Source organism: Pseudomonas frederiksbergensis, assembly GCF_001874645.1.
Classification (GTDB): Bacteria; Pseudomonadota; Gammaproteobacteria; order Pseudomonadales; family Pseudomonadaceae; genus Aquipseudomonas; species Aquipseudomonas frederiksbergensis_B.
The window spans coordinates 1,432,594-1,444,764 of the sequence record NZ_CP017886.1; the positions used below are offsets into that span (position 1 = coordinate 1,432,594).

A 12,171-nucleotide genomic window follows, 5' to 3' on the forward strand; every position below is an offset into this window, starting at 1 on the left:
GGCCGAAAAAGAGTACCTGCCATGTTCAGATTGTCTTTGATAACCCTGCTGATCCTCGCCACCCATGCCAACGCCGTTGAAACATCCCCACGCAGCACACTGATGTCGGTGTACAGCCAGGTCGTGGAACACAACAGCGAAATAGCCGCCGCTCAGGAAGACTACTTCGCCCGCCGCGAAGCCGTGCCCCAGGCACGGGCCGACCTGTTGCCGCAGATAGACCTGCAAGCCCTGAACGGCAGCACCCGGACCAACCTGCACGATGTCGACACTCGCAATGGCAGCCTGTACCGCGTGACCTTGAACCAGCCGCTGTTCGATGCCGCGCACTGGTTCAACCTCAAGTCCGCGCACTCCTTGAGCGAGCAGGCTCAACTGGACTTCTCCACCGTCCAGCAAGAGCTGGTGCTCAAGACCGCCCAGACCTATTTCGACACGCTGCTGGCCGAAGACACCCTGGCCGCCACCAAAGCCGAACTGCGCGCTTTCGAGCGGCAGTTGAACCAGACCCGGCAGCGCTACGACGCCGGCCTATCGGACCAGAACGACGTACTTTCGGCGCAGGCCAGCTTCGACCGTTCCCATGCCAGCGTGATCAATGCCCAGCGCCTGACCGACGACGCTTACCAGGCGCTGAATCGCCTGACCGGCCAGCCTCAGGCACCCTTGATCGGCATCCGCCATACCCTCCCCGTCGAGCCACCGGTGCCCAACGAAGCCCAGTCCTGGGTTGACCAGGCGCTGACACAAAACCTGCGCCTGCGTGCCAGTCAGGTGAGAACCCAGGCGGCACAGGAAAACCTGCGCAGCCAAAAGGCCGAACACTTGCCTACCTTGGGATTGCAATTGGGATATGCAGAGGGTGACGCCGATGTGATGGACAACCCACCCGCCTTCGGCCACCGCGGCGGTAATGAGAAACAGAGTTCGGTGCTGCTGAACTTCAAGCTGCCGCTGTACAGCGGTGGGCGCACCAGCTCTCGGGTTCGCGAGGCTTATCACCGTTTCGACGAAAGCGAATACGACCAGACCAGCCTGCAACGGGAGGTGGTCGAGGCCTCACGCAATGCCTTTCGTTCGGTCAACAGCGAGCGCGAACAGGTGCGCGCCTTGCGCCAGACCATCATCTCCAGCCAGGGCGCGCTGCACGCGACGGAAGTCGGCTATGAAGTGGGTAATCGCAACATCGTCGACATCCTGTCCGCCCAGCGTGATCTGTACAACGCGGTACGCGAATACAACCTGGCCCGCTACAGCTACATTCTCAGCGGCCTGCGCCTGAAACTTGCGGCCGGAACCTTGAGCCCCGCTGACCTGCAAAGTCTGGCGCAGTACCTGAAACCCGATTACGACCCCGACAAGGACTTCCTGCCGGCAGACCTGACGCAACAAGGCGTCAAGACACTCTGAGGAAAACCGGTTCGCCACAAGTAGGTTACGGTTTCAGAGCGCCAGGGCCAGGGCCTCGGACTTGTCGCTCTTGATGCCCTGGCAGAGCTCGCGAATGATGTCGGTCATCAGCCGGACTTCCGGGTTGAGCTTGTACTCTTCCGGAAAGCCCATATACATCGGCACTTCGCGTTCACGCTGATGGCACAGCGGCACCGTGCGCAACTGACCGCTCGCCAGCTTCTCGCTGACCATGTGCTCCGGCAGCCAGGCAAAGCCCAGGCCTCGTTCGACAAAGGTCAACGCGGTGCTCAGGTTGCTCACGGTCCAGCGCTGCGACGTGCCGAGCCAACCGCTGTTCTGCGAGGTGCGCATGCCCGAATCGCGAATCACGATTTGCCGGTAGTCTTTCATGTCGGTAAGGCTCAGCTCGCCGTTGAAATGGGCCAGTGAGTGATCGGACGCCACGACGCACAGCAGCGAGACGTTGAGCAAGAATTCCTGCATGTAACCCGCCGGCAGACTGCTGGCGATGCCCAGCTCGACCTTGCCGTCTTCCAGCAGTTCGCGTGCGCCGGACAACGCTGTTTCGTACAGCCGGATACGGTGCCCTTGCAGGACGGAGGAAAACCGGAACAGCGCCTGCTCCAGCAAATCGGCGGGAAACAGCATGTCGACCGCCAGCGCGTGTTCGGTAAACAGCCCTGGCTGGTACTGATTGGCCAGTCGCTCAAGCTTTTGCGCCGAACCCAGCAAGTGCTTGGCCTGAGGCAGCAGGGCTTGGCCCAGAGGCGTCAATACGGCCTTGCGTCCCTCAATCAGGAACAGTTCCTGACCCAGCAGGGCTTCCATGCGGTTGACCGAATGGCTGATGGCCGACTGCGACTTGAACATGTGCTCGCCGGCCTGCTGGAAACCGCCACACTCAACCGTAGAAACAAAAGCCTGCCACTGGTCGAGACTGATCTTGGAAAACATTCGAACCTCCTTGTCCGTATCGGGTAAACATCAGAGCTACTGCGACGTGGCGTTTTACCACAAAAAACCCTCTCACCCTACTCCATCGACGCTCTTGATTCGTGCGTGCACACGGTCGATCCGTGTCGTTTTAGAACACATGAAAACAATGATTGGGTTGACTCAACTTAATTCACTTTTCCAGACCCGCTCTTTACCTTTCTCAAGGTTACCCGCCGCAAACACTGGTACTCGCGTTCCAAATACTGCTATCGCACAACACGCCAGGAGCCTGTTTAAGAAAAAACAAATCATCGCCTTAGGTCACTGTAAAAAACACCGTCTCTTTCAACTTCCCTACGACTGACTGATCACTCCAGTGGGTGCGCAGTCTGTTGCGTTGTTATTTAAGTTTTTCAACTCCTGAATGACTCCCTTCTTTAGCGCCCTCCTCCACAAGCCCCTTGCCAGAGCCACAGACCTTGTTTTTTTCAGGGGTAAACCGGCCAACACCTTAAGCATACCTTTGTAACTTTTCTGTCACACCCCGTCTCTACCGCTGTTCATAAAACAGCCACATCGGTGCCGTGTGCAGCAGAATCACCGATTTTTATATGAATAAAGCCTGCGCCAAAACTGTGCATGATGGCTGATGGCCGCCTAAAAACAATCACATGCATAAGCGTAATGAAAAACATGAAGGGAGGTACTGGATCCAATCGGAATATTTCGCTTTTCCAGCGTGAGAGGGTTACGGCAATAATTTGTCGTCATTTGATTACTTAATAAATCGACGCCGCACTGCAGAACACCAACACCTAACCTATGGAATAAAAGATCATGGAATTGAACATGAAGATCGGCATCGATGACATTGGGTTGTATGTACCGGAGCACTTCTTCCCGCTTCACGAACTTGCTGTGCGGCATGACATTGATCCCAACAAATACCTGGTGGGTATTGGTCAGGAATTCATGGCGGTTCCAGCGCCTGACGAAGACATCGTCAGCATGGCCGCAAACGCCACCCAACCGCTGTTGACCGACGAGCTGAGAGCGTCCATTTCGACCGTCATCCTGGCCACCGAGAGTGGTATCGACCAGTCCAAATCCGCCGGGCTTTTCGTGCACCGGATGCTGGGGCTCAAAGCCGATTGCCGAGTGATCGAATTCAAACAGGCGTGCTACGGCGCGACCGCCGGCCTGCAAATGGCCTGCGCACTGGTACGCCAGCGTCCAAACGAAAAAATCCTGCTGATTGCCTCGGATATCGCCCGCTACAAACAGGATTCGGAAGGCGAATGCACCCAAGGCGCGGGGGCCATCGCGATGATCATCGCCAAGGACCCGCGCATTCTGGAAATTCACCCGCATCAGGGTAAATACAGCCTGGACGTCATGGATTTCTGGCGACCGAACTTCGCCTCCACCGCGTTTGTCGACGGCAAGCTGTCGATCGATATTTACATGGAGTCGCTCAAGCATTCCTGGCAGAACTACCGCAATGACGGTGGCCTGGCGCTCACCGATTTGAGCTACTTGTGCTTCCATCAGCCGTTCACCAAAATGGCCAAGAAAGCCTTTTCGGTGTTCGAAACCCTGGAGCCAGTCGCAGCCGCCGCGCTCGGCGAAAGCAGCTACGCCGACAGCCAGATCTACGGTAAAGCCATCGGCAACTGCTACACCGCCTCGCTTTACATCGCACTGCTGTCACTGCTGGAAAACAACGCGCAAGACCTCTCTGGCAAAAACATCGGCCTGTTCAGCTACGGCTCCGGCAGCGTTGGCGAGTTCTTCTCCGGCACGGTGGTCAAGGGCTACGCAAAGCATTCGCGCAAGCGCTTCCACGCCAACATGCTTGAGCGCCGCACACAGCTGGAACACGCGCAGTACGCCGACTGGTTCTATGGCGACAAACACAGCGATGCCGAAACCTATCAAACGCCACGTATCAGCAGCGCCAGCTATCGCTTCGCCGGCACCGAAGGCTATCGCCGGCTGTATGAAGAAAACACTCAGCAAGCCTTGAGAGTCGCGTAATGAGTGAGGTTCTGCTGAGCTGGATCACTCCAGACGTGGCCTGCCTGACACTGAACAGGCCCCATGCAGGTAACGCACTGAACGAAGCATTGTTGCTGCAACTGGCCGAGCATCTTGAGCTGCTGGCCAGCCGGGATGACCTTCGGGCCCTGGTGCTCGATGGAGAGGGACCGCACTTGTGCACCGGCGCCGACCTGCACTGGATGCGCCGCAGCCTGGCGTTCAGTCACGCGCAGAACCTGGACGATGCCGAGCGCCTGGCCATCGTGCTGCAGCGGCTCGACGAGTTCCCGGTTCCCGTACTCGCCCTGGCCAAGGGCTCGGTGTTCGGCGGCGCCCTGGGTTTGATCAGCTGCGCCGACTATGTGCTCGCCAGCAACGATGCGCGGTTCTCGTTCAGCGAGGCCCGCCTGGGGTTGGTCCCCGCATTGATCAGTCCCTATGTGGTACGCGCCATCGGTATGCGCCAGGCACGGCACTACATGCTGTCGGCCGAGATTTTCGATACCGCCAGCGCCGTGCACCTCGGCCTGGTGCATCGACAGACCGCGACCTCGGCACTCCACAGCAGTCGCGATCAGTGGCTTGGGCATATCCACAAAGGCGGGCCGCAAGCCTGCCGTGAAATCAAAACCATGCTGCGCCGACTGGGCAAGCACGACGGTCTGCTGGAAGAGCAGCCCGACAATCTTCGCCTGATCGCCAAGGTCCGTACCTCCCCCGAGGGACAGGCCGGCCTGAACGCCTTCTTCAACAATCGCAAACCTGATTGGGCCCTCTGAAACATCGCCCGGACCGTGCGTGAACACTCGGTCCACGGGCTCGGAGCAGACGCAGTGAAGCGTCGCCAACATTATTGATTTTCTAAAGGAAAAATTTTTATGTGTGGTTTTATCGGTATGTATCAAGCCGCTCCAGGAGCCATGTCCGAACAGGCCATCGCCGACGCCCTTCAGAGCATCAACCATCGCGGTCCGGACGAAAGCAGCGTCTGGCGCGATCCGGCGGGCCGTGCGGCCCTGGGCCATACGCGCTTGAGCATCATCGGTCTGGACAACGGCGCACAGCCTATCGTTGCCGACGAAGGCGACCTGGTGATCGTGGTCAACGGCGAACTCTATGACCATGAGCGTATTCGCCTGGAACTGGAAGCCGAAGGCTGCGTATTCAAGACCGAATCCGACAGCGAAATCGCCTTGCACCTGTACCGTCGCTACGGCATGGCCGGCTTGAAGCGCCTACGCGGCGAGTTCGCGTTCGTGCTGTTCGACCGCCAACGTCGCCTGATGCTGGCGGTGCGTGATCGTCTGGGCATCAAGCCGCTGTTCTACACCCAACACGAAGGCACCTGGTATTTCGCCTCGGAAGTCAAAGCCATCCTCGCGGCCGGCGTGCCGTGCGAGTGGGATGAAGACGCTTACGCCAGCCGTGCGTTCTACCTGCGCGACCATACCCTGTTCAAGGGCGTGCGCAGCGTCAAACCCGGTTGCTGGGTGCTGGTGGATAACGGCGGCATGCAGGGTGGCCGTTACTGGGACATGGAGTTCGCCCGCAAGGATGCGCCGGACCCTACCGACGAACAGGGCATGATCGAAGCGATTCGCTCGGCCGTCGAGGAATCGGTGCGCCTGCGCCTGCGTGCCGACGTGCCAATCGGTGTCTACCTGAGCGGCGGCATCGATTCCTCGGCGATGCTCGGGCTCGCCACGCAGCTGACGGGCAAGCCCCTGGATGCGTTCAACCTGTCGTTCACCGACATGGAAGACTACGACGAAAACCGTTTCGCGCGCCTGGCCGCCGAGCACAATGGTGCACGCTTCCACACCATCGAAATTACCCAGGATGACCTGGCGGACAATTTCGAACAGGCGCTGTGGCACAACGAAACACCCTTCTTCAATGCCCACGGCGTAGCCAAGTACATCCTCAGCCAGGAAGTGCGCAAGGCCGGCATGAAGGTCGTACTCACCGGTGAGGGCGCGGATGAAGTGTTCGCCGGTTACCCGCACTTCCGTCGTGACATGCTGCTCTACAACGTCGAACGCCAAGACCCGCAGGTCATCAGCAAGTTGCGCCAGCGCATCGAGGAAAACGAACAGGGCTATACCCGTTCCGAAATGCCGGATGACATTCACTGGATGATCAATCAGCTCAACCACGGCGTGTCCTGGCTGGACAATCAGGCCGGCTGGTTCAAGGCGCTGGAAAGCCTGTACAGCAGCGACTTCCGTGATCACTTCAGCGGGATTGACCCGTATCGTCAGTTCTTCGACCGCCTCGATCACAACCAGCTCGAAGGTCGCGACCCGGTGCACAAGTCGATGTACCTGTGGGCCAAGTCGTACTTGCCGAACTTCGTGCTGACCACCCTGGGCGATCGCATGGAAATGGCCAACAGCATCGAAGGTCGCGTACCGCTGCTCGATCACCACGTGGTCGAGTTGGCCTGCAAGATGCCGGTCTGGATGAAAGTCCGTGGTTCGACCGAGAAGTTCATCTTCCGCGAAGCCATGCGCCCTTACCTGCCGCAAGCCTTGTATGAGCGCAAGAAGCATTACTTCCGGGCACCACCGGCCACGCTGCAGCAGCAAGGTCGTCTGTATCAACTGGTGCAGGACGTGCTGCATGGCAGCGAGCTGGACAACCTGCCGTTCTTCGATGCGGCAAAAGTCCGTCAGCTGCTCGATCGTCTGCCAGGCCTGACGCCACTGGAACAAGGCCTGCTCGATCCGATGCTGATGGAGCTGACCAGCCTCTGCCTGTTGCAGCGTCGCTACAAGATGCAAGCCACCGTCAACCCGCAGTGGGTACGAGGAGTTGCCGCATGAAAATCGCGATCATTGGCGCCGGCCTCAATGGCCTCGCCTGTGCGCTGATGCTCAAACGCTTCGGGCTGTCCTGCACGGTGTATGAACGCAGCCTGGGTCCTCGCGACTCGGGCACCGGGATCTACGTCTGGCCCCAAGGCGTGCAAGTGCTGCGCTTTTTGTTCAATAACCGCGAGTTCCTGGAGCACGGCAAGGCGATCGAGTTCCTCGACACCTACTCACGCGAAGGCCAGTTGATCCACAGCCAGCCGGTGCGACCGAGCGGGCTGGGGATCCCCGCACCGGCCATGATGTTCCGGCGTACCGAGCTGTTCCGCCTGCTGTTGCAGGAACTGGGCGACGGCGCCGTGCGCTTTCAGATGGGCTGCAACCGCTTGCAGGATCTGGGACAAAAGACCCGGGTGAGCTTCAGCGACAACAGCGAGGAAGACTTCGACCTGGTGATCGGCGCCGACGGTGTCGGTTCCACCGTGCGCGAATTCATCAACCCGAACCTTGCGCCTTACGACACCGGTCTGGTGGCCAGCCGCGGCATGGTGGATTTCGGTTCGGACCTGCTCAAGTCCGATCGCTGCCAGATCTTCACCTCGGCCTTCTCGCGGGTAGTGACGTACCCGCTGGATGCCCATAGCAACTATCGCTACTGGTTCGCCGCTTATCAGCATCATCACCAGCCCCTGCATGATCGGGCCGGCTTGCTGAAACTGTTCGCCGAGCTGCCGAGCGAGGTGGTGCGGATGATCGCCGCCACCGAGGAGTCGGACATTCTCACCCACAAGATGACCGCCCTGACCGGCGACGGCGCTTGGCATCGCTCACGGGTGGTGATGCTCGGCGACAGTATCCACGCGATGCTGCCGACCCTCGGCTATGGCCTGACCCTGGGTCTTGAGAACGGCTTCATGCTGGCCCAGGCACTGATCGGCCATTGCGATGACAACCTCGACAGCGCACTGCAACGCTACGAGATTCGCGCCGCGCAACGCTCACGGTCGATGCTCAAGGTGATGAGCGACATGACGGATCTGTATTACTTCGAAGAAGACCGAGCCATGACACCGACGCGCATCTCCCCCATCGTCAACCGCTTCCAGGACCTGGCCCTGACCACGGTTTTTTGAGGGAACTGCCATGAGCGAACTCTTTCGCAAGCGGGTCGCACAGTTTGTCGCGGAACACATCACGCCCCATGTCGCCGAGTGGGAAACCCTGGGCGCCTACCCGCCGGCACTGTACCAGCGCGCAGGCCTTGCCGGCCTGTTGGCACTGGGTCAGAACCAGACCCAACTGCCCGATGATCCGCGCGCCGTGGCCATCCTGGTGCAGGAACTGACCCGCAGTGGCGCGCAGGGCATCACCATGGGCCTGGCCTCACACTTTGTCAGCCTCAAGGCGCTGCAACTCTGTACCCCAGAGCTGGCAAGCAGTGTGGTGCCCGCAGTGTTGAGCGGTGAATGCAGTATTTCCCTGGCGTTGACCGAACCCCAGGCCGGTTCGGACCTGCGCGGCATGAGCTGTCGTGCCGTCCTCGAAAACGGGCAATACCGTCTGACCGGCACCAAGGCCTTTGTCTGCAACGGTGAACGGGCAGACTGGCTGTTACTGATTGCGCATTCGCCGAACGGTCTGGCGCTGTTTCTCGCCGAAGGCCATGCCCCCGGCATCCGGCACGCCCCGCAGCGGTGCCTCGGCTGGCGGTGCCTGCCCTTGACCGACCTGCACTTTGAGAACACCCCGGTGATCCGTCTCACCCAAGGCTCCGGGGTCGGGCGGATCTTGCAAAACAGCCTGCTGCAGGAACGCCTGAATCTTGCGGTAATGGCCATCACCTCCGCCGACATGGCGCTGCAAGCCAGTATCGACTGGTGCAAGCAGCGTCAGGTGGGGGGCAAGCCGCTCTTCGACAAATCGGTGATCCGTCAACGACTGGCCGAATACCACGCGGAACTCGCGGTGGCGCAACACTATGTCGAGTCGGCCGTGAACTGGATGGCCGAGGGCATTCTCGATCCACGCCGGGTCGCCATCGCCAAGAACCAGGCGGTCGCCGTACTGGAGAAAATCGCTCGTGGCGCAGTGCAAGTGCACGGCGCCCACGGCTGCATCGAACCGGCCCTGGTGGAGCGGATCCATCGCGACGCGCGCCTGTTGGCCATCGGCGGCGGCACCCACGAAATCATGCTGGACATCATCGGACGATCTTTATAGGAGCAAGGACATGCGCCAAATCAGCGAACACGCCGCCGCCCATTCCAGTGCACTGCTGGAACACGCCTACCAGCGCTACTGCGGTTTGCGTCTGGTGGAGCAACGAGAAGGGTTCTGCCAATGTCGACTGGTGGTCAGCGAGGCCATCGACAACCTCAGTCACACGCTCCACGGTGGGGTCATTTACTCGATGCTGGATGTCGTCAGCATGCTTGCCACACTGCCACTGCTAGGGCCCGATGAATATGCGCTGACCAACAGTTTCAATAGCATGTTGATGTCTGCCACGCCCCTGCACAGCGAAGTAATTATTGAGGCCGACGTTGTAAGGAACGGCCGAAACCTGATCTTTACTCAAGCGGCTGCTTGGAAAATAAACAGCGATCAAACCCGAACTAAAATCGCCTCTGCGCAATTAAGCAAGTTCCGCCTGAAACATCAGTGGTAACCTCGAAAGCCCCGTTCCTGGGGCTTTCCAGCCCTCCTCCCGACCTTCAGTCGCATTAACTTTCACGCCTCAAAACGCCGACAAAGCCCCTGCAAGAAGGGCCTTGAGAAATACATGAATGGCATGGGTGGGTGAACCTGAATTTATGCGCTATTCCTGCTTCTCCGATTGTTCAAAACTTCCTCTCAAACAGTCGCTGCATTACCTGAGAGAGAGAAAGCCATGAGTCAAAAAATACTGGTGATACGTTCGTCGATCAAAACCGATGGTGGTTTTTCCGGGCAACTGGTGGACTACTTCCTGGACCAGCTCAAAGAAGTCATTCCTGAATCCTCCATCGTCGTTCGCGACATCGCCAAGACGCCGATTGCCCACCTCAATGCCAACACCATGGCCGCGCTGTATGGCCGCGAGCCGAGCGATGATGAAGGGCGCCAGGCCCTGAGCCTGTCGAACGAACTGATCGAAGAAATCAACGAAGCCGACCGCATCGTCATCGGCCTGCCGCGCTACAACTTCGGTGCGCCGTCGCTGATCCACGCCTACATCGATCAACTGGTCATCTCCGGCGTGACCTTCAAGTACAACGAAACCGGTCCTGTCGGCCTGATCGACAGCAAGCCGGTGTACGTCCTGACCGCCAGCGGCGGCCTCTACAGCAATGGCCCGGACACCCTGGCCCTGTGGCTGTCGCAGATCCTCGGTTTCATCGGCCTGACCCAGATCAAATACGTCTACGCCGAAGGCCTGGGCATGGGTGAAGAAAGCCTGGCCAAGGGTCTCAAGCAAGCGCGCCACGAGATCGATCAGGCGATCAACGAACTGGGCGAACGACCTCGCCTGAAAATGGTTGGTTCGCAAGGGAGGTAACATGACCAAAGCGGTGAACAACACCCTCAACGATCAGCTGTTTCTCTCGGAGCTCGTGGCCGAAACCGACCGTTACCATTTGTACATCTCACAGGCTTGCCCCTTTTCGCACCGTGCCTATCTGGTCCTGAGCGTACTGGGGCTTGAGGGTGTACTGGACGTCTCGTCGGTTGCCGCACGCCGCCATGACCGGGGTTGGGAATTCGACAACGTGGACCAGGACCCTCTGCACGAAGAAGTGTCCTTGCTCTCCACGCTGTATGAACATTCCCGCCCTGGGTTTACCGGCAATCAATCGGTGCCCGTGCTGTGGGACAAGCACCAGGAGCGGATCGTCCATAACGACTCCGCAGACCTCGCCTGGCAGATGGCGACCCGGTTGCTGCTGCTGGCGAAGACGCCCATGGAACTTGTGCCCGACGACCTGAGCGACGAAATCGCGAGCCTCAACGACTGGTTGCACACGCACGTCAATCGCATGGTTTACAACATGGGGTTTGCCAGCGACCAGCAGAGTTACAGCGAGGCGTTTACGGTGTTCTTCAACGCCATGGACGAACTGCAAGCGCGTCTCGCTGACCAACGCTACCTGTTCGGCGACCGACTGACGTTATCCGACCTGTTCCTGTTACCCACGCTGATTCGTTTCGAGGCCGTGTATTGCCTGCACTTCAAGGCCAATCTGCGCCCGTTGCAAGACTACCCGGCACTGTACGACTACCTGTGCCGGCTGACCCAGCGCGAAGACGTGCGGCGCACCATCGACATGGAACACATCAAGCTGCATTACTACTACTCTCACAACCACATCAACCCGACACGAATCGTTCCCGACGGCCCGCAACTGGCCTGGCTGGCACAACCCGCCTGATCGAATATGCACCCTCCGAGTCCGGGCCCTGCCCGGACTCCTATCCTGCGACATCCCCCTCGCCTGTATTCTTTCTGTCATACAACTAGAACGACATAATTAACGCGCTGTTTTTATTTGTTTTTTTGTCCATTAAAAAAGCACCGGATATCGGCCTCATGCCTCACATGAAGATTCTGAATAGGTACCGGCCAATTAATTCACTTTAAACAATCACGCCACGTATGAGAAAAATTGAATCTCAGCAGGACGCTGTCTAATTACCTCTTCGAAAGGACTCACTCTTCACTGATACACCGAACTACGCCAACCATCGTTCCCGACCAGAAAGCCCCACAGACTGCTGTGGCTTTAGCGGTGGAGACGAATGGAAGTCTAAAAACAACAGGCATCCCAGTGTGAACGAAGACCTTCGAGGAACAGGGCAAAACAGCTGATCAGACCCGGCTGTTACAGGGGACATGGAAGATCCCCTATTGCCGTAAATAACAACAAGATCAATTAGCACACACGTACCAGAACAACCAGGAAACTCAACAACCTGTCTATCGACTCACGCA

General features: G+C 58.6%; 10 protein-coding genes. 9 read left to right on the forward strand and 1 reads right to left on the reverse strand.

Annotated features, from left to right (window positions below; all coding sequences use genetic code 11):
• The first annotated feature begins 21 nt into the window (after window positions 1–21).
• Window positions 22–1,410: a TolC family outer membrane protein gene (locus tag BLL42_RS07145; protein WP_071551419.1), complete on the forward strand. Its 1,389-nt coding sequence runs from the start codon at window positions 22–24 to the stop codon at window positions 1,408–1,410.
• Window positions 1,411–1,443: 33 nt separating this feature from the next.
• Here the strand turns inward: BLL42_RS07145 and BLL42_RS07150 are convergent, their stop codons facing one another.
• Window positions 1,444–2,367 carry a LysR family transcriptional regulator gene (locus tag BLL42_RS07150; RefSeq protein WP_071551420.1) on the reverse strand — a complete coding sequence of 308 codons (924 nt, stop codon included), beginning with the start codon at window positions 2,365–2,367 and terminating at the stop codon, window positions 1,444–1,446.
• An 819-nt stretch (window positions 2,368–3,186) separates the two neighbouring features.
• Between BLL42_RS07150 and BLL42_RS07155 the strand changes: the two genes are divergently transcribed.
• The 8 genes from BLL42_RS07155 (at window position 3,187) to BLL42_RS07190 (ending at window position 11,611) form a co-directional block, all read left to right on the forward strand.
• The gene (locus BLL42_RS07155) at window positions 3,187–4,386 is read left to right on the forward strand and encodes a hydroxymethylglutaryl-CoA synthase (protein WP_201788751.1); all 1,200 of its coding nucleotides are present in this window, start codon (window positions 3,187–3,189) and stop codon (window positions 4,384–4,386) included.
• Window positions 4,386–5,168 (forward strand): enoyl-CoA hydratase-related protein, encoded by a 783-nt coding sequence (locus BLL42_RS07160; protein WP_071551421.1) that lies wholly within the window; start codon window positions 4,386–4,388, stop codon window positions 5,166–5,168. The genes BLL42_RS07155 and BLL42_RS07160 overlap by 1 nt, the downstream gene beginning before the upstream one ends.
• A 99-nt stretch (window positions 5,169–5,267) precedes the next feature.
• Window positions 5,268–7,214 (forward strand): asparagine synthase (glutamine-hydrolyzing), encoded by a 1,947-nt coding sequence (gene asnB / locus BLL42_RS07165; RefSeq protein ID WP_071551422.1) that lies wholly within the window; start codon window positions 5,268–5,270, stop codon window positions 7,212–7,214.
• Window positions 7,211–8,335: an FAD-dependent monooxygenase gene (locus tag BLL42_RS07170; RefSeq protein WP_071551423.1), complete on the forward strand. Its 1,125-nt coding sequence runs from the start codon at window positions 7,211–7,213 to the stop codon at window positions 8,333–8,335. Before asnB ends, BLL42_RS07170 begins: the two co-directional genes overlap by 4 nt.
• Window positions 8,336–8,345: 10 nt before the next feature.
• The gene (locus BLL42_RS07175; RefSeq protein ID WP_071551424.1) at window positions 8,346–9,422 is read left to right on the forward strand and encodes an acyl-CoA dehydrogenase family protein; all 1,077 of its coding nucleotides are present in this window, start codon (window positions 8,346–8,348) and stop codon (window positions 9,420–9,422) included.
• Between the two features lie 10 nt (window positions 9,423–9,432).
• Window positions 9,433–9,870 carry a PaaI family thioesterase gene (locus tag BLL42_RS07180; protein ID WP_071551425.1) on the forward strand — a complete coding sequence of 146 codons (438 nt, stop codon included), beginning with the start codon at window positions 9,433–9,435 and terminating at the stop codon, window positions 9,868–9,870.
• 222 nt (window positions 9,871–10,092) lie between these two features.
• Entirely contained in the window at window positions 10,093–10,740 is a 648-nt protein-coding gene (locus BLL42_RS07185) for an FMN-dependent NADH-azoreductase (RefSeq protein WP_071551426.1), read from the forward strand.
• Window position 10,741: 1 nt separating this feature from the next.
• Window positions 10,742–11,611: a glutathione S-transferase C-terminal domain-containing protein gene (locus tag BLL42_RS07190; RefSeq protein ID WP_081427293.1), complete on the forward strand. Its 870-nt coding sequence runs from the start codon at window positions 10,742–10,744 to the stop codon at window positions 11,609–11,611.
• Window positions 11,612–12,171 lie beyond the last annotated feature (560 nt).

Bases quoted from the DNA above. Each gene is read 5' to 3' on its own strand.
- BLL42_RS07180 (WP_071551425.1), top strand. From the start codon at position 9,433: ATGCGCCAAATCAGCGAACACGCCGCCGCCCATTCCAGTGCACTGCTG.
- asnB (WP_071551422.1), top strand. From the start codon at position 5,268: ATGTGTGGTTTTATCGGTATGTATCAAGCCGCTCCAGGAGCCATGTCC.
- BLL42_RS07150 (WP_071551420.1), bottom strand. From the start codon at position 2,367: ATGTTTTCCAAGATCAGTCTCGACCAGTGGCAGGCTTTTGTTTCTACG.
- BLL42_RS07160 (WP_071551421.1), top strand. From the start codon at position 4,386: ATGAGTGAGGTTCTGCTGAGCTGGATCACTCCAGACGTGGCCTGCCTG.
- BLL42_RS07190 (WP_081427293.1), top strand. From the start codon at position 10,742: ATGACCAAAGCGGTGAACAACACCCTCAACGATCAGCTGTTTCTCTCG.
- BLL42_RS07175 (WP_071551424.1), top strand. From the start codon at position 8,346: ATGAGCGAACTCTTTCGCAAGCGGGTCGCACAGTTTGTCGCGGAACAC.
- BLL42_RS07170 (WP_071551423.1), top strand. From the start codon at position 7,211: ATGAAAATCGCGATCATTGGCGCCGGCCTCAATGGCCTCGCCTGTGCG.
- BLL42_RS07155 (WP_201788751.1), top strand. From the start codon at position 3,187: ATGGAATTGAACATGAAGATCGGCATCGATGACATTGGGTTGTATGTA.
- BLL42_RS07185 (WP_071551426.1), top strand. From the start codon at position 10,093: ATGAGTCAAAAAATACTGGTGATACGTTCGTCGATCAAAACCGATGGT.
- BLL42_RS07145 (WP_071551419.1), top strand. From the start codon at position 22: ATGTTCAGATTGTCTTTGATAACCCTGCTGATCCTCGCCACCCATGCC.